Source organism: Actinomyces gerencseriae DSM 6844 (assembly GCF_000429265.1).
Taxonomy (GTDB): domain Bacteria; phylum Actinomycetota; class Actinomycetes; order Actinomycetales; family Actinomycetaceae; genus Actinomyces; species Actinomyces gerencseriae.
Map to the genome: position 1 here is coordinate 193,385 of NZ_KE386873.1, position 17,273 is coordinate 210,657.

Consider the following 17,273-nt stretch of genomic DNA (forward strand, 5'->3'; position numbering starts at 1 on the left):
GCGTCGCCGGATTTTATATCGAGCCAACGCTACGACAGGACAGCTCCAACGCCGGAGCTCAGGACCTCGAAGTCGAAAACTTCACCGCCCAGGAGGACGGTTCCAGCATCGAGGCCCGCTACGAGGATGAGACGATCTGACTGACACAGCGCCTGATATCCGAGCTCTTCGGCACCACCCGAACCAATATGGCTTATTCATAGAGGGTGCTTAGGGCGTTTTCCGGTAGTTGCCTGTTGCTACGTAAGATGCGATTTGTTTCCTAGGTACTTCAGGTTTCACACCCGAATTCTCTCAGGAACAAGCTGCTGCTCCATCCAGGGACGCATGCCCCGACAAAGCACCCCAAATGCCCCCATGAATAATCCTCAAGGCGTTCAAATCTACCACGAGGGCCCGGATCCCGTCGGAACGCGCGAGAATGATCGTTGATATTCGGGATTTTTCTCCGCCCACCGCAACGATCCCCGGATGCGCTCGCAGCACCACCAGCAAGAGGAGGAACTGGTCCAACCGCGCCAGCGAGAAGACCTCATCGAGACAACGACGACAATCTACTACTACCCCTTGTCGTGGGTTCAAGTTCCATCACCCCGACCACAGCCGTCATGCTGCTGGGCGGGCACGCGGTGGACGACGGCCGCATCGTCCCGCAATCGGTCCTCAACGGTCGAGGCGGCCGAGCCCCCGCGCGAGCAACGATCATCCGGGCCCGGATCCCGCCCCGCTGTACGTGGCCGGGCCGGACAGCAGGATGCGGGGCGGGCCGGGCCATCCGCCCCGCCTCGCCCCGCCGCCCGCGGCCGGGCCGGACAGCAGGACGATCCATGACGACCAGCGGCCCCTCGCACCCGCACCGCGCCCGCGGCATGTCAGCCACCGATCAGGAACGTCCCCCGCCATTCCTCCCTGATCGCGTCCGCGAGAGCGCAGGAGAAATCCTCATAGCTGATCCTCCTTCGGAGGAATCCGCGCTCATCATCCGAAGGATCCACCTTCGTGTAACGACCCGTGCGAGGACCTTGCGGCTCATAACTCGGCGGAGGAATCAGATAGGCCCCATGATATCGATCCCCGCAGCCCTCAAGGTGATCACGGAGTGCGGCGTGAGCGGCCCCGCGCGGAAGCGTCGGCGCAGGAAAATCCGGACTCTCCCAGAAACGACGCCCATCGCCCAGACGCAGAGCCCCCGCACCACCGACGTGGATGAACTGGACATCCTTCGTCGCATCCCGTGCGGCGATGAGTCGCTCATGGCAATCGACCAGGGCCATCCGCGGAATATCCTCCCGCAATCGAATCGCATTCACGACGACATCGATGCCCGTGAGCGCCGCAACCATGCCGGCGTCGTCGTCCATATCGATGACTCGAACGCCATCGGCCCCCTCCGGAGGCGTCCGACACCCTTTTTCATACGACGCCCGGCGCATGCCGGCATACATCACGGCACGGTTCGGTCGATTCCTCATGACGGCCATCCCGGTGCGGCCGGTGGCGCCGAGAACAAGCACCGATCTCATCGGGAGGCCCCCTTGCGAACGACGACGTCGAGGATGACGAGGGAGGCCGAGGCGCCCGCGAGAAGGGCGGCCAGCGTCAGAGTCAGGGCGCCGAACGCCCCGATCGTCCCACCGACAATCGCCCCGATGCTGGCGCCGACGAAGAGGACGAACCCATTGATGGCCATGCCGCTGCCGCGATACGGCGCCGCAGTGTCGCCGTAGAGCGAGATCATGGAGGGGATGGCGAGCGCCACCCCCGCAACATAGACGACACTCGCACCGACGACGCCGATGATCGTCCGCGACAGAATCATCTCACCGAGCATGCCGATCGCGGCCAGACCGAACCCGCCCTGCGCCACCCGGATCATCCCGATGCGCTTCGACAGGGCGCCCGCGCCCATACTGAGAAGCATCGCCGGGAGCGCCGCCAGCCGGATGACGATGATACTCGAGGTCGCCACATGAAGATCCTCAAGATGACGCCCCATTCCGGTGTACAGGGCCACGAAGGACAGCAGCAGCGTCACATGCGCGATATCGAGGAGAGCAATAGCCGGCCTGATGAGCAGAGCCGCGAGGTTCTCGAACTGCCGGAGCAGCGACATGGATGGGCCGCGCCCCGGGACGTCGGCGACAACGGTGATGATGAGCGCACATATGAGTGCGAGAATCACGCCGCACATGATGAAGAACCACGGCCAGCTCGCGCGCAGCGCGATGGCGGACGCCAGGACCTGTCCGACGATGCCGGCCACCAGGAAGGCGGTCGACATCGCGCCGATCGCCCTCGCCCGACGGCGGGGAGCCACCGCCTCCGTCAGGTAGGCCAGGGCAACGGGTGCGAATCCCGAGGCCGCCGCCCCCTGGAGAGCGCGCAGCACCGAGAGCATCGACGACGACGAGACCGCCGCGCACGCGAGGGTCGCCGCCGCGAGCACTCCGATCGACACCACCATCACCCGCTTCCGCCCATATCGATCCGAGACCGGCCCCCAGACGAGGAATCCGAGCGCGTACGGCGCGCTGAAGCTCGTCGAGAGAGCGAACGTCGCATCACCGCCCATCGCGGCGCCGACGGGGCCGAGCAGCGGGATGGCGGCATACAGCTGCGTGAGCACGAGGAGCGCCGCGACGACGAGGACGGAGACGGCCATCCCGTGCGCGGGATGGGCCGCCGATGCCCCCTCCCCGGGACTCGCCGCCGGGCGGGACGCCCCGTCGCTCGCTCCCCCGATCGCCTCGTCGGCAGCCCCGTCGCTCGCTCCCCCAGCAGCATCGTCGGCAACACCGCCGGTCGCCGCTCTCTCGACCAGCCCCTCGACCGCTCTCACGGCCGCTCCTTCAGCCGCCTCAGCGACCCCGCAGCCCGCATGAGTCCGCTTCCGAGTCATCCCGACCACCTTTCTCCAACGGGAACGTTGGAGTCAACGTAGTACACTGCGCGGAGAACTGCAACGACAGCGTTGGAAATGAGAACGGGAGGCGCCGCATGGCATGGGACACCGAGGGGACCAAGCGCAGGATCATGCAGGCGGCGACGACCGAGTTCGCGGAGCACGGGCCCGACGGCACGACCGTTGAGCGGATCGCCAGACGAGCGGGGGTCAACAAGGAGCGGGTCTACAACTACTTCGGGGGCAAGCGGGCCCTGTTCGCCACGGTGCTCCGCGACGAGCTGGCGAACGTCGCCCGAGCGGTGCCGGTGGCCTCCTTCGCCACCGAGGACATCGGCGAGTACGCGGGGCGCGTCTACGACTACCACCGCGAGCGCCCCGAGCTCATCCGCCTCCTTCGCTGGGAGGCGCTGGTCTTCGACGGCGAGGTTCCGGACGAGGAGGTGCGCCGGGCGTACTACGAGTGCAAGTCGGACGCGGTCGTCGAGGGCCAGGAGGCCGGGACGGTCACCGCGAGCATCGACGCTCCGCACCTGATGATGCTCGTGCTGTCCATGGCCGGTTGGTGGTCGACCGTCCCCCAGGTGGCGCGGATGCTCTGCGGCCCGCCTTCCGATGAGGAGCACGCCGGGCGGCGGGCCGCCGTCGTGGCGGCCGCCCGCCGTTTGGCCGACCCCGGGGCGGACTGACTCCCCAGGCCGGGACCCGACGTCGAAGACGGGTCGGCTTCCCCCGGTCCCGACGACGGGAGAAGCGGCGTCGTGGAATCATCGGAGCCTTTCCCGACGTCGAGCAGGTGCTCGCGCCGTTCGGCGAGACCGTCGAGCTGGTCGAGAGCGTTGCGGCCATTGGTGGCCCACGCGATGACCCGCAGGTCATCGGCCCGGTTGACCATGGGAGTCAGGCCCATGCGAGCGGCCCGCCGGTCGTCGACGACCATGACGGAGATCGTCCGACCGGCGTCCTCGTCGCCCGCACGGGCCGCTCCATCGACGGGCGCGGTCATGCGGCCTCCCGGTGGGGGATGACGGCGTGCAGCCTCCATCCGTCAGGGGCGGGGCCGGCGCTCAGGGCACCGCCGGCTCCACGGACCGCGTCGGCCAGGTGGGCCAGTCCATGCCCGGACGGCGGGGCCCCGGGCGACGGCGTCCCGACGGGCTCCACGGGCGATCGCATCATCGGCTCCACGGGCATCGCGCCGTCTGCGGCGAACCCGGCCTCCCGGACGCTCCGACCATCGTCGGACACCGTGACGCCGGTCGAGCCCTCGGCGTGCTCCAGGGCGATGATGACGCGGGTGGCGCCCTCGGCGTGCCGCATGGCGTTGGTCAGGGCCTCGCGAACGACGGTGAAGACGACGCCCCCGAGGGCGGCGTCCTCGGGACGTGGCCCGGTCTCCGCCAGGGCGACGGCCAGGCCGGTGCGGCGGGTCGTCTCCAGGACGCCGTCGAGATCGTCCCATCCGCGGCGGGGCTCGGCGGCCGGCTTCTCGGCAAGAGCAGTCCCGCCGACAGGGCCGGCGGCGGGCTGAAGGGCGTCGACGGTGTGGCGCGTGTCGGCCAGGCCCTCGCGGGCGAGGGCGTTGATGGCGACGATGGCCTCGTCGAGCTCGGCGTCCCCGGCGGCGCCCGCCAGCCCCTCGGACAGGGCGATAATGGCGGTGAGATCGTGCCCCACGGAATCGTGCAGCTCGGCGGCCACTCGGGCCTGGTGCCGGGCGGCATCGCGTTGCGCCATGAGCCGGTGCTCGGCGGCCTGGGCGGCGAACTGGGCGTCCCCGTGCTCCAGGGTCTCCCTGCGGGACCGGGAGCTCACCGCCGCGGTGACGACGACGGCGATCAAGAAGATCTCCGGCGTGATCCATTCGAAGAGATATGCGCGGTCGACCACGACCAGGGGAAGGGCCCAGCCGGCGAGAACCATGAGCGGGCCGATGATGCGCTGGACTGCTCCCGCAATGGTGAGCACGGAGTAGAGGGCCACCAGCGGAGGGAACACGACGGTCCCGGCCGCCGGCCCCGGTCCCCACAGGTCCACGCTCGCGGAGATCAGACCCATGAGGACGACGGTCGCCAATGGCCAGCGCCGCCGGCAGAGCAGGGCCGGGACGATGAGCAGGCAGAGCACCAGCAGCGGCCGGATGTCAGCCCGGGGCTCGGTGGGCGGAACCTGATGACTCGCGACGAACATCTGGAAGGACTGGAACAGGCCCGCTATGACCGCGACAGACCACAGGCCGACGGCGGACGTGCGCCACCAGGCCGCGACGCGGTCCAAGGGGGTCCGCGGAACTCTCGTTGCCGTGGGCCGCGGGGCCGCGCTCATGAGACCCGGGCGGCAGCACGCCGCAACGCCATCGTCCGCACCGGAGCCCGGGTGATGGCGAGCGCGGTGGATCTCATGAACGGGCGAGCCCGAGCCGCCCGCCGCAGCTCGGTCGTGGATGCGAGGTTGTTCGCTGCTGTGCTCACGGAGCCATGGGACCCCATCGCCGCGCCCGCGCGCACCGCCGGACCCGAGGCTGTCACCCGTGGGGTACTGCTGCGGGCCAACGGCCCGGCGAGTCGGAATGGCCCGCCGCACCCGCCCGTCCGCTCCGGTTGCCGTCCGCCTCTCAAGAGAAGGTGCGATCAGGCGGACGAGTCCTCCGCCGACAGTGGCCGCAGATCGAGACGCGCATCGGCGGCGCGCTGCAGCAACTCGTCATCGTGGGTGATGAGCAGGACCACCGCGCCCTGGCGGGCGCTGCTCCTGATGGCGTGCGCGATCGAGTCCAGGTGACGCCGGTCCACGCCCGAGCTCGGCTCGTCGTAGATCACGATCCGCGCTCCGACCTGCCGGGTACCGGCGATGACCAGCCGCTGCTGCTGGCCTCCCGATAGCGCCAGCGGGTGCTGCTCGGCGAATGGCAGAAGATCGAACTCGTCGAGCAGTCGGTCGACATCGCCGACGGCGGGCGCGGTTCTCGATGAACCCGCACGGGTCGCTGCGAGCATGATCTCGGCGCGGACACTGTCGGTGAAGAGCTGGCGCTCCGCATCCTGCATGACGATCGCACTCAGGCGGAGCCGCTGTCGCGGGGAGAGGGGGGTTCCGTCGAGCGTCATGGTGCCGCCGTGCGCCTGGAGGCCAGTGATCACGCGGGCGAGAGTGGTCTTGCCCGCCCCGTTGGGACCGCGCACTGCCGTGACGCCTCCGGCTGGGACATGCGCGGAGTCGATGGACAGCACCGTGCGCCCCTTGAGGGCGCACCGCACATCCACGAGTCGAAGGCCATCGGCCCCGGCCCGCTCAGGCACCCCGGGCGCTGCGGGTGACGACGCCGCTGCGTCGTCGTCACCGGACTCGGGCGCCGTGCTCACCGCTATGCTCGCTCCAGTCGCCTGGATGGACGGCAGAGCGAGCGGAGGAGGCGATCCGATGCTCCGGAGGCCATACCGTTCGATCGCGGACGGGCCGAGCTCGGAGAACTGTTGCGCGGTCCACGAGCGGAAGACTCGTCCGCGCTCGAGCAGGACGAGTCTGTCCGCGATATCGATGAGGTAGTGCAGCCGGTGCTCGCTGATGACGATGGTGATGCCGCGTTCGTGCAACTCGGCAACCATGGAGGCCAGGATCGCCACGGCATCGGCGGACAGGTTCGAACTGGGCTCGTCGAGCAGCAGAATTCCCGGATCATGCCCGAGCGCGGCGGCGATGGCGACGCGCTGCTGCTGGCCGCCGGAGAGCTGCAGCAGGGGACGCTCCATAATCCCGTTCAGCATGAACCGACGCATGAGCGTCTCGACGCGCGCCTGAATATCCGCGGGCTCAGTACCGAAGTTCTCCAGGGCGAAGGACAACTCATCGATGACCGTCGAGGTGAAGAACTGACGCCGCGGGTGCTGCAGCACCGTGCCGGTACGTCTCCCTATCTCCTCGAGAGCGCTCTCTCGCACGTCGAGGCCGGCAACCGAGATCCGACCGGACAGAGCCCCTTCATGAAAATGCGGGATGAGCCCGTTCATCATCCTCAAGAGAGTGGATTTCCCCGACCCGCTCGCACCGCACAGCACGACCAGCTCGCCCGACTCGATCGCGAGATCGATGTCGCTCAGAGTCGACACCTCCGACGTCGCGTACTGCCAGGTCGCATCAGTAACCGCAATCATAGGAAACCTCTCATGACCCAGCAGGCCGCGGCGAGGACACCGGTGATCGCGCCCCAGAGCAGATCGGGCCGCCCCAGCCGGGGAGGCACGCGACTGGTCGGCCGTTGATACGAGCCGAGCCCTCTCAATAAGGCTGCGGCAGTCAGATCGTCCCCCACTCGCAGTGTCGAGGCGATCACCGGGACGGTGAACCGGCCAATACTCAGGACGGGATGTCCCAGTAGGGACCGCCAGCCGGCGAGCCCCTGCAATCGCATCGAATCGACCACCGCGGACGCCTCCGCCAGGACGATGGGCATGAACCGCAGCACGACGGCGATCGGCACCGTCAGCGCTCGTGGAACACGAGCCGCCCGCAGCGCGGCGGTCACGGTCCCGGGAGTCCCGGTGCGGAAGAAGTGCAGGGCCACACCGTAGATGGCCACGAATCGCAGGACGAATGCGGCAGCGACTCCGACGATCACGGAGAAGGTGGACATCACCAGGAGCGGCAGGCCATGCGCGAGGAAACCGAGCATCACCGCGACGACGGCCAGTACGCCGGCATGCCGCCAGGCGCGGTCGGCGACGGCCAGGAGGAGACCGAGCCCCGCGCCCGCGGGGACGAAGACATCCCCTCCCGGCGCCATCACCGCGAGGCTGGTGACGATGATGAGGACAACGCTTGTTCGCGGATCGGTGTGTCGCCACCAGGACCGCGCAGGGCCCCGCCTCGACGCCTCAGACGCCTCAGACGCCTCAGACGCCTCGGCGGCATGAGGCACGACCGCATCCGTCGGAGCCGGCCGTACGGTCACGCCAACCCTGCGCGGGTGAAGTTCTTGCGCAGCAGCCCCAGGGCGATGACCCCGCCGATGAAGCCGAGGACCACCACCGCGATATCGAACCCGATGAGGACCGCGGGCGTCAGAAAGGCATCCAACCCAGCGGAGTAGTCCGCCCCCATCCGCGTCATGGACGGAGAGCTGAAGAACGACTCACGATCGTAGAACAACGGAAGAAGCGGGGCTGTATTCCACACGGAGAAGATGGTGTAGGAGATGACTCCCGCCCAGCGCGAACGATAGCCGGTCGCCGCCAGCACCAATTCTATAATTATGGACAGGACGATCGTAATAGCGATCGACAGCGGGGGGAATCCGACGATCAGAAGAACGATTCCGAGCACGATCGCGAACAGCCCCACCATTCCCGCATGCCTCACCCGCGAGAGGAACAGCATGAAGGGAATCGCCCCGATCACAACGCTCAGTCCGAGCGTCGCCAGCATCATGACCGGGGTGAGGAAGCCGAATATGGTCACCGCGAAGTAGAGCACGATGTAGATAGCGAGGAAGATTCCGATCGTCATGAGATCACGACCACTCATCGCGAGCGTGAATCGATTCCCCTTCGGAGTCCCACCAGAAACGTCATTCGACATCTTCAGTCCTTTCATTGCGAGTTGCGCACAGGCCGTGAGCATCAATTCCGACGAGGCTCGCCGGCACTCACCGGCCCGCTGGCACCACCAGGTGCAGCGCGCGACGCCCGCGCAGACTATCACACCGTTCACATGGCGTCATGGGGGGGGTATCGTCAAAGCCGGAGAGACGATCGCTCGATGGCGGGACGTTACCCAACGTTTATAGGCACCGACGGGTATCGTGACGCGAGCCGTCGGAGCCACCGGACATGTCTCGCCGGCCGCCCCCCGCAACGGCCCGGAACCACGTCGCGCCGCACAGCGCCACGCCCATGGCACGCCGATGTCATCGCCGGCGCCCGCCGACGCAGCGCCCGGACCCCGGCGATGACATCCAACACGACCCGCATTGGTATCATGCGCGCCATCACGGCTCACGCGATCACCAGGGAGGCGACGATCACGAGCACCATCGACATGTCATACCACCTCGGCCTGACGCCGAGGGCCATTATCGACGCCGCCGTCGAGGCCTCCCGGGGGGACGGCCTCGAATCATGGTCCCTTCGCGATCTCGCAGGACGACTCCATGTCACACCGCCGACGCTCTACCACCATGTCGGCGGACAGGAGCTCCTGAGGCAGCACGTGGTCGGGCGGGTCCTCACGATGATCGACTTCCCGACCGAGAGCGGCCCCTGGCGGGAGTGGTTCCGTTCGGCGCTGTTCCCGGCACGGCCCGTTCTGGCGATGTACCCGGGAACGGCGAAATGGCTGCTGCTGCACGGACCGATATTCACGAGCATGGTTCCCGTCGTCGATGCCGGTATCGCATCCCTGCAGCAGAGCGGATTCGGGGAGATCACCGCATACGCATACGCGACCCTCTTCAATACGGCCCTCATGACGATCGCCTCGGCGGACGACAAACTCCGTCATGAGGAGGCCGGTATCCGCGACCACGCAACGCTCATGAGCAAACTCAACGATCTCGCCGACACGAGTCCGGGGATGTCGCTTCTCGTTCACGATATGGCGGCCCAGTTCATGGGCTCCGCCGACTCGTCCGCGGCGGCGCGCGACCGCTACTACCGTTTTGTTGTCGAACGCCTCATGGACGGCCTTGAGGAAGCACTGAGGAATTCCTGAAGCGCGCCTCGCGCATGAGTCCTCCCATCTGCGCCCGCCCGCCGGGGAGCCGCATTCGCATCACGAGCCTGTCCATAGGGGCGCCTGGTGCGTTCCGGCGGGATCACCGGGATTACCGGGACTACGTAGTGCCGCTCAAGGCGGCACGGGGACCCGACTCACCGCCCCGACGGCCCACGAGTCCGCGCCGCCGTCCCGACGGGCCCGGCGTGAGCCGGGCCCGTCGGGACGAGAATCGGGCCGGAGAACCCGGGAGCTCCCACGCCTCCACACGCCGCGCCGTCCGCTCGGGCCGTTCGACGACTGGCGTCTGTAGCATGGAGCGCACGTGTTCCGCGCTATTGGTGAGGGGGTCGCGGCAATGCTCCGTCGTATGTCCGCGACATTGCGCGCCCTCCCCCGCCACCTGCCCGAGGCCACGCTGTCCGCGCTATTTGCCCTGCTGTTCCTCGCCTGGAGCTGGCTCACTCTGGCCGGCTGCACCTCCATTCTCGACGCCCACGCACGCCCTCCCATTCTCCGACCGCGCTCCTATCCGGGTCAGATCGCGGAGGCCCTCTCACTGGTCACCCATCCCGTCGTCATTGTCATCGCCATCGCCGTCGTCGCCATCTTCTCCTTCAGGCGCCGCATGCGCCGCCTCTCCCTGGCGCTGGCGATCGCCGCCGCGGGCATCCCCCTGCAGGTGGGCCTCGCCCTGGCCACCCACAGGCCGCGGCCGCACACGGCCTTCGCGGACTCGATCTCGCACATCGGGAGCGCCTACCCGGCCAGCCACGTCACCGCCATGACCCTGGGCGCCTGGGTGCTGGTCACCCTGACCCGCGCGCACCGGCGCGGCACCTCCTCGGTCGCCCAGTGGACCACCATCGGCTCCGGCGCGGTCGTGCTGACCGCCGCGTGCCAGTGGATCATGGGCCTGGCGCATCTGTCCGACATCGTGGGCGGACTGCTGCTCGGCATCGCCGTGGCGAACCTGGCCCTCAGCGCGGGCGGGGTCGACTCGATCCTGTCCGCCTGGGCGCGGCTGGAGCTGCTCCGCCAGAGCGAGGGCAAGCGCGCGGCCATCATCCTCAACCCCACCAAGTTCGACGACCTGTCCCTCCTGCGGCGGCGAGTCGAGGCCGAGGCGCGTACCGCGGGGTGGCGCCCGACGCTCTGGCTGGAGACCACTATCGACGATCCCGGTCATGAGCCGACGCGACGCGCGCTGGGGCTCGGGGTCGACCTCGTCCTGGTCGCCGGCGGCGACGGAACGGTGCGGGCGGTCTCGGCCGAGCTTGCGGGCACCGGCACGCCCATGGCGCTCCTGCCGTCGGGCACCGGCAACCTGCTCGCCCGCAACCTCGGCGTGCCCCTGGACACCGACGCCGCCCTGCAGCTGGCCCTGCACGGTCGTCCCAGGGCGATCGACGTCGTGCGCTGCGAGACCGGCGGCCCGGACGGCGACGGCGTGCTCACCCAGCGCTTCGTCGTCATGGCGGGAATCGGCCTGGATGCGCAGATCATGGAGAACACGAGCGACGACCTCAAGAAGGTCATCCGCTCGGGCGCCTACGCGCTGGCGGCGGTGCAGAACGCCGCGCCGAACCCATTCACGGCCACCGTCACGCTCGACGACGACGAGCCGACCGAGCAGCAGGCGGTGATGGCGCTCCTGGGCAACGTCGGCACGATCACGGCCGGAGTGCCCCTCTTCCCCCAGGCCTCGCCGTCGGACGGGAAGGTGGACCTCATGCTCGCCAATCCCGACCGTGTCGTGGACTGGGCGCGGCTGGGCGCGCAGATCCTCACCGGCCGGGACCAGGAGGGCTTCACCACGACGTCGGCCTCCCGCGTGCGGATCGCGACCGACAGGCCGGTCCCCTTCGAGCTCGACGGCGACACCGTCGGGACGACCCGCTCGCTGACCGTCGAGATCGAGCCGGGGGCGCTGCTCGTCGTCGCGCCGAGGCACTGAAGGAACCCGCGTTCTCACGCCTCATCGGGAGGGCCGGCCGGCTCGGCCCGCTCGGTCAGCTCCGCCGGCTCAGTCAGCTCGGCCAGGAGCGCGTCCAGGGCCGACCTCCCGGCGGGGGACAGACCCGCGCGGAGCTCGTCGTCGAGGCGCCGCGCGGCATCAACGCCGAGGGCGAGAAGCCTGCGCCCCTCGGGGGTGATCTCGATCGCCCGGGCCCTGCGGTCGGTTCGGCTGAGCGTCCTGCGAACGGCCCCGAGCCGGACGAGCTGATCCACCAGCGAGACGACCAGGCTCGGCGCCACGCGCAGCTGGTCGGCGACGTCTCGTTGGGAGCTCGCCAGCCCGGCATCGACGACGGCGAGCAGACCCACCTGCTTGTGGGTCAGCCCGGTTCCGTCGATCCGCTCGGAGAACGCCCTCGTCACCCGGGCTCCGAGCACTCCCAGCCGGAAGCATGCCGCCGACAGGATCGCAGCGCCGCCTTCTTCTCCCATGACCTGAATGATACAGTATAGAATCATTCAGTTTTGAACGATCCATGGAGGTGCGATGTCGATGCCGTGGCCACTGGTCCTGCTGAACACGATCATGGGGGTGGGCTCCGCCGCTGCGGCCGGAGCGGCCGTGGCACGACCGCGGCTGCTCGCCCCGCATGACGGAACGGACCGCGACGACCGCTTCTACCCGTCCATGTACGCGGCGCGGAGCATCCCGCTCGGGCTGATGGTCACCGCCGTCGTCTGGCTCGAGCCCGACCCCCTGACGCCACTCGTTCTGATCGTGGCGGCGCTCGCCCAGCTCGCGGACACGGCCATCGGCCTGTCGCACCGGCTCACGGGCATGGCGGTCGGGGCGGCGATCGCCGCCGCGTGCCATATCGCCGGCGCTCTCGTCCTGCTCTGACGGAGCCGCGCGCCTCCCGCCCGGCACGCTCGCCGACGACGGTAGTAGCCTGACCGCGCGGGAACGATGCTCGAAGCGGCATCGCGGTGCACCACGACGAGGAGGACGGGGAGCGAGGATGACGAGGCGCAGAGGTGGCGCGGCCGGGCGGCCGGACGGCTACCACGCGGGGCTCGACGCGGACAAGGTGATCGACGCCGCCGTCGAGCTCTCGCGGGGCACCGGGCTGGCGGCGTGGACGCTGCGCGATCTCGGCGAGAGGCTCGGCGTCGCCCCGTCGGTCATCTACCACCACGTGGGCGGCCGCGAGCTCCTGAGCCGCCACGTCGTCGAACGGGTCCTGGCCCTCGTGGGCCTGCCGACCGCCGTCATGCCGTGGCGGCAGTGGTTCCGCGAGACGCTCTACCCCATTCGGCCCGCACTCGCCGACTACCCGGGCACGGCCCGGTGGCTGCTGATGCACGGGCCCGTCTTCCCCGGCATCGCACCGGTCGTGGACGCCGGAATCGCCTCGCTGCAGCAGGCCGGCTTCGGCCGGGACACGGCTCTGGCGTACACCTCGATGGTCAACACCGCGATGATGACGATCGCCACCATCGACGACCGGCTCCTGCACGAGGACGACGGCCCCCGCGACCACGCGACCCTCATCCGCGACCTCGGCCGGATCGCCGCCGACAGCACCGGCATCTCCCTGGTGACGCGCGACCTGCTGACCCAGTTCACCGGTCCCCAGGAGGACATCGCAGCGGCCCAGGACCGCTACTACCGCTACACCCTCGAACGGCTCATGGACGGCCTCGAGGCCAGCCTCCACGCCGACTCGCGCGGCTGACGGCCCCGCGGCCGGGCGGGGTCGCCGTCTCGCCAATGCCCCGAGACTTGAACATGCTCGAGGGCCCCGCGGCCGGGCCGGCTCGGCCGTGCCCGCACGACCGCGTCCGCCCGGACCGCCGTCGTCCCGCGCGAGGAGATCCGGTCCATCGCACCCCACCTCGGGATGTCGCACCTTGTTATTAGAATCTCGTTCACATAGGCTGCCCTCGGTTCCGGCGGCAACGCGGCCGCGGGAGGAGAATCGTGAGGAGAGCAGGACATGAGTGCTTCGCAGCGGGAGGGCCGTGAGGCGACGTCCTCGCAGGTCGGGATCGTCCTGGCGACGGTCTTCCTGACCTACCTGGGGCAGACGACGCTCAACCCCGTCATCGCGCCGCTGTCCCGGGAGGTCGGGCTCCACGAGTGGCAGATCGGCTTCACCATCAGCGTCGCGGCGGTCATGGTCGTCCTCACCAGCCAGACCTGGGGGCGCCGCTCCCAGTCGTGGGGGCGCAAACCGGTCCTCGTCGCCGCCCTGGCGATCTGCGCTGCGGCCATGGCGCTCTTCGCCGTCGTCGCGGCCCTGGGCACGAGGGGAGTCCTGAGCAGGACGCCCCTGTTCATCCTGTTCGTCCTCACCCGCGGGCTGCTCTTCGGCACGGCGCTCGCGGCGATCCTCCCGACCGCCCAGGCCTACGTCGCCGACGTCACCTCGAGTGAGGAGGAGCGCGTGCGCGGCATGGCGGGAGTCGGCGCATCCCAGGGCATCGCCTCGATCGCCGGGGCTCTGGTCGGAGGGCTGCTGTCGGGGATCTCCCTCATGGCATCGGTCGATATGGTCCCGGTGATCCTGCTCGCGGGCCTACTGGTGGTCGTGGTCGCCCTGCGCCGGGAGACCCGGACGGAGCTGGTCGCCGAGCCCGCGCACGTGAGCCCCTTCGACCCGCGGGTCTGGCCCTTCCTCGTCGCGGGGTTCGGCATGTTCACCGCACTGGGGCTCATCCAGGTCGTCACCGGCTTCCTCGTGCAGGACCGCCTCGCCCTGGACGCGGACACGACCGGCCTCGTCACCGGCGGGGCGCTGCTGGCGGCCGGCATCGGGCTGGTGCTCGCCCAGAGCGTCATCGTACCGCGCTCGACGTGGGCGCCCTCCACCCTGCTGCGCGTCGGCACCTGCCTGGGGGCCATGGGCTTCGCACTGCTCGCGATCGACGGCGGACTCGTGCTCATCGTCATCTCGGTGACGGTGATCGGCATGGGCATCGGCATCGCCATGCCCGGCTACACGGCGGGTCCCACGCTGCTCATGAGCCGTGAGGAGCAGGGCGGGCTCGCCGGTCTGATCGGGGCGACCAACGGGCTGACCTATGTCGTCTCACCCACGGCGGGCACGGCCATGTACGGGCTCTCACCGATCCTGCCGATCGCCGTCGGGGGCGGGATCCTCGTTCTCGTGCTCGTCTTCGTCCTCGCCCACCGCCGCTTCCGCCGGGCCCCGGAGGACGGGGAGAGCGGTGCTGAGTGATCGCCGAATAATGATGAGGAGGCCGACGGCGCCGGGGCGTGCGAGAACGGCGCCGACGGCGGCCAGGGCGGGGATGAGGCTGGGCGGGTCCCGGTGAATCGGAGCGAGGACCTCGCGGCTCCCCCGCAGGGTCCGCGATCAGGCCGGCGCGACCACCCCCAGCCCACGGCGGCGCGCGGCGATCCGCATCTCACGGTCGTACGTGAGAAGGGCATCGGAGCGGATGTCCAGGGCGACCGTCAAATGAATGGCGTCTGCGGAGCGCAGCCCCGCCGAGTCTCCGGCGGCATTCAGCAGATGCTCCCTGGAGACGTCCACGAGCTCGACTCCCGACAGCAGCGTCGCGACCGCCTCCTCATCCAGCTCGCGACGGCGCCTGGCGGCGCAGTGGAGCTCCGTGTAGAGAAGGAAGGACGAGCACAGGGCGATATCGCCCGCACTGTCAGGACTGTGCGACACGGTTTGATTGAGCCATCGCGCCAACGGCTCCGACTCATCCTCCTCGATGAGGAGCTTGAGCGCCGCGGACGTATCCAGGTAGTAGATCGTCACCGTTCGCCGCGCAGATCATCCAGCACATCCCGAGATGCGATGCCGGTTGCGCGCCTCAACCGGGCGAAGTCCACACGGGCCCTCGGAGTGACGGCCCCGCGCCGCCTGAGAAGAGCAAGACGCTCGCCGCCCATGGGAGAGAGCAGAGCCACCGGCTCCCCGTTGTTGGTGACTTCGAAGGTCTCCCCCGCCTGAACACGACGAAGGATCGACGCACTGCTATTGCGCAACTCGCGATGCGTAATCGTGGACGCCACGGCCATCACCTCGTCGCAAACGTAGCACACGAGTCCTCGGAGTGACGCTCCCGCGCTGCACCACCTCGAAGCGATCGACTCCAGCCCCGGCCTGCTCGAACTGCAGGGTCACAGCGTGTCAGTCCTCCGGAACGCCACCCACACCTGGTTCCGCGACCTCTTCCACTTCGACCAGTCCTGAGCCGCGACCCGGCTCCTGGACTCCCTTAAGAACTCACTCCAGGCCCTGCCCGGCTGACGCCGACGGACGCCCCGCGCCCCGGTCGCCGCCCCGGAGGCACGGCACGATCGCATGCCTCCTTCCGGCCGTGGGAGGGGGGCGCCGTTCGCTAGCATCCCTCCATGGGCTGCGAGCGCGTACTGCTGTCGGAAGGATCGAGCCTGACGGCCCGCGAGTTCGTCACCGTGCTGGGCGCCCGCGGAATCGATGTCGAGGTGGCGTCCCCGACCCGACATCCGCTGGCCTCCTTCAGCAGGTGGTGCCGAGCGGTACGGCGGGTTCCGCCCGCCGGGTCCGACCCCCTCGGCTACCTGCGTGCGTTGGATGCCCTGCTCGCCTCGGGGCGCTACGAGGCGCTGCTGGCCACCCATGAGCAGGCGTGGCTGCTGGCCGCGGGACGGCGGTTCCTGCCGCACGCCTCCGGGCGCCTGGCCGTCGCCGGCGCAGAGGCCTTCGAGCGGGTGCAGTCGAAGATCGCCTTCGCACTCCTGTGCGACGAACTCGATATTCCCCAGCCCGCCTGGCACGAGGTGAGGGACGAGGCGGACCTGGATCGCGTCGGGTACCCGATGTGGGTCAAGGCCGCGCACTCAACCGCGGGCAGAGGCGTCCGTCGGGCCCGGGCGCGCACCGAGGCGGCCGCGGCGTGGCGGGCCCTCCGGGTCACCGGAGGGCCCGGGGAGGGCGAGAACCGCGGAATCGCGAGCGCTCCCACGGAGGCGCCCGCCGGGGTCGCCGAGGTCATGGTGCAGGCTCCGGCCGCCGGGGCCTACCGGCAGGTCGCCGCCCTGTTCGACCACGGCCGGCTCGTCGGGGCGGCCTGCTCGGAGCGCATCGGGCTCGGAGCGGGAGGGTCCGCGGCGGCCCGCCTGTCGGTGTCGGACCCGGGCGCGGTCGACGCCGTCGTCCGCCTGGGTCGGGAACTGAACTGGCACGGCGGCCTCACCTGCGACTACTTCGCCGACGGCTCCGGCCGGAGACTCTTCATCGAGTGCAATCCCCGCACCACCGAGCCCGGCAACGCCGCCGCGGCGGGCGTCGACCTGCCGGCGCTCTCCATCGCCCTGACCACAGGACGCCCGCTCCCCCGGACACCGCTCATCGCCAGGGCGGGAGTGCGCACGCGCTCGACCATGGCGCTCGCGCTGGGCGCGGCCGAGGCCCGGGGGACCCGCCGGGCGGTCGCCGGCGCACTGGGTCGCGCCCTGACCGGTCGCGCGCCCCTGCGGGGCAGCCGCGAGGTCCTCACCCCGGTTCACCGGGACCCGCCCAGTCTCATCCCCGCCCTGGCCGCCGTCGGCGCCGTTCTCGCACGCCCCGGCGCCGTCACGGCCCTGGCGGGCGGCGCCGTCGACGCCTACGCGATCACGCCGCGCTCCATCGCCCGGCTGTCCTGAGCGCGGTCTCCGCTCCCGGCCGGGCCCCGCTCCGGC

The 17,273-nt window shown here is 69.6% G+C and carries 17 protein-coding genes; 7 read left to right on the plus strand and 10 right to left on the minus strand.

Annotated elements, in window-relative coordinates; translation table 11 throughout:
* Positions 1-872: 872 nt before the first annotated feature.
* Both G448_RS17870 and G448_RS16845 read right to left on the minus strand, forming a co-directional pair.
* Complete coding sequence (locus tag G448_RS17870; RefSeq protein WP_084436808.1) at positions 873-1,523, minus strand: NAD(P)-dependent oxidoreductase; 651 nt, start codon at positions 1,521-1,523, stop codon at positions 873-875.
* Positions 1,520-2,839 (minus strand): MFS transporter, encoded by a 1,320-nt coding sequence (locus tag G448_RS16845; protein WP_245572360.1) that lies wholly within the window; start codon positions 2,837-2,839, stop codon positions 1,520-1,522. The genes G448_RS17870 and G448_RS16845 overlap by 4 nt, the downstream gene beginning before the upstream one ends.
* A gap of 158 nt (positions 2,840-2,997) precedes the next feature.
* Between G448_RS16845 and G448_RS0113940 the strand changes: the two genes are divergently transcribed.
* Complete coding sequence (locus G448_RS0113940; protein WP_026408475.1) at positions 2,998-3,591, plus strand: TetR/AcrR family transcriptional regulator; 594 nt, start codon at positions 2,998-3,000, stop codon at positions 3,589-3,591.
* 313 nt (positions 3,592-3,904) lie between these two features.
* Here the strand turns inward: G448_RS0113940 and G448_RS0113945 are convergent, their stop codons facing one another.
* The 5 genes from G448_RS0113945 to G448_RS0113960 all read right to left on the minus strand — a co-directional run bounded on the left by G448_RS0113945 (position 3,905) and on the right by G448_RS0113960 (position 8,518).
* On the minus strand, positions 3,905-5,179 hold the full coding sequence (locus G448_RS0113945) for a sensor histidine kinase (RefSeq protein ID WP_051269109.1): 1,275 nt from the start codon (positions 5,177-5,179) through the stop codon (positions 3,905-3,907).
* Positions 5,180-5,223: 44 nt separating this feature from the next.
* Complete coding sequence (locus tag G448_RS18315) at positions 5,224-5,373, minus strand: hypothetical protein (protein WP_156911061.1); 150 nt, start codon at positions 5,371-5,373, stop codon at positions 5,224-5,226.
* Positions 5,374-5,532: 159 nt separating this feature from the next.
* A complete protein-coding gene (locus G448_RS0113950; RefSeq protein ID WP_026408477.1) occupies positions 5,533-7,053 on the minus strand; it encodes an ABC transporter ATP-binding protein in 1,521 nt (506 codons plus the stop codon).
* A complete protein-coding gene (locus G448_RS16850) occupies positions 7,050-7,850 on the minus strand; it encodes an energy-coupling factor transporter transmembrane component T family protein (protein WP_342663556.1) in 801 nt (266 codons plus the stop codon). The genes G448_RS0113950 and G448_RS16850 overlap by 4 nt, the downstream gene beginning before the upstream one ends.
* Complete coding sequence (locus G448_RS0113960; protein WP_034495619.1) at positions 7,847-8,518, minus strand: MptD family putative ECF transporter S component; 672 nt, start codon at positions 8,516-8,518, stop codon at positions 7,847-7,849. The genes G448_RS16850 and G448_RS0113960 overlap by 4 nt, the downstream gene beginning before the upstream one ends.
* A 327-nt stretch (positions 8,519-8,845) precedes the next feature.
* Here G448_RS0113960 and G448_RS0113965 point away from each other — a divergent pair, with 327 nt between their 5' ends.
* Together G448_RS0113965 and G448_RS0113970 are read left to right on the plus strand one after the other, a co-directional pair.
* A complete protein-coding gene (locus tag G448_RS0113965) occupies positions 8,846-9,607 on the plus strand; it encodes a TetR/AcrR family transcriptional regulator (protein WP_245572361.1) in 762 nt (253 codons plus the stop codon).
* 373 nt (positions 9,608-9,980) lie between these two features.
* Positions 9,981-11,567 (plus strand): bifunctional phosphatase PAP2/diacylglycerol kinase family protein, encoded by a 1,587-nt coding sequence (locus G448_RS0113970; RefSeq protein WP_245572362.1) that lies wholly within the window; start codon positions 9,981-9,983, stop codon positions 11,565-11,567.
* A gap of 14 nt (positions 11,568-11,581) precedes the next feature.
* Here G448_RS0113970 and G448_RS16855 read toward each other — a convergent pair whose 3' ends face one another.
* Positions 11,582-12,061, minus strand: a complete 480-nt coding sequence (locus G448_RS16855; RefSeq protein ID WP_051269115.1) for a MarR family winged helix-turn-helix transcriptional regulator — start codon at positions 12,059-12,061, stop codon at positions 11,582-11,584.
* 61 nt (positions 12,062-12,122) lie between these two features.
* On the opposite strand from G448_RS16855, the gene G448_RS0113980 reads away from it, so the two are divergent.
* The 3 genes from G448_RS0113980 (at position 12,123) to G448_RS0113990 (ending at position 14,811) form a co-directional block, all read left to right on the plus strand.
* Entirely contained in the window at positions 12,123-12,470 is a 348-nt protein-coding gene (locus G448_RS0113980; protein ID WP_026408481.1) for a hypothetical protein, read from the plus strand.
* A 118-nt stretch (positions 12,471-12,588) separates the two neighbouring features.
* The gene (locus G448_RS0113985) at positions 12,589-13,305 is read left to right on the plus strand and encodes a TetR/AcrR family transcriptional regulator (RefSeq protein ID WP_026408482.1); all 717 of its coding nucleotides are present in this window, start codon (positions 12,589-12,591) and stop codon (positions 13,303-13,305) included.
* 261 nt (positions 13,306-13,566) lie between these two features.
* Positions 13,567-14,811: an MFS transporter gene (locus G448_RS0113990; protein ID WP_026408483.1), complete on the plus strand. Its 1,245-nt coding sequence runs from the start codon at positions 13,567-13,569 to the stop codon at positions 14,809-14,811.
* A gap of 138 nt (positions 14,812-14,949) precedes the next feature.
* Here G448_RS0113990 and G448_RS0113995 read toward each other — a convergent pair whose 3' ends face one another.
* Positions 14,950-15,363, minus strand: coding sequence for a type II toxin-antitoxin system VapC family toxin (locus tag G448_RS0113995; protein ID WP_026408484.1), 414 nt, complete (start codon positions 15,361-15,363; stop codon positions 14,950-14,952).
* Entirely contained in the window at positions 15,360-15,620 is a 261-nt protein-coding gene (locus G448_RS0114000) for a type II toxin-antitoxin system Phd/YefM family antitoxin (protein WP_245572363.1), read from the minus strand. Before G448_RS0114000 ends, G448_RS0113995 begins: the two co-directional genes overlap by 4 nt.
* Positions 15,621-15,962: 342 nt before the next feature.
* Here G448_RS0114000 and G448_RS0114010 point away from each other — a divergent pair, with 342 nt between their 5' ends.
* Complete coding sequence (locus G448_RS0114010) at positions 15,963-17,237, plus strand: ATP-grasp domain-containing protein (RefSeq protein WP_026408487.1); 1,275 nt, start codon at positions 15,963-15,965, stop codon at positions 17,235-17,237.
* Positions 17,238-17,273 lie beyond the last annotated feature (36 nt).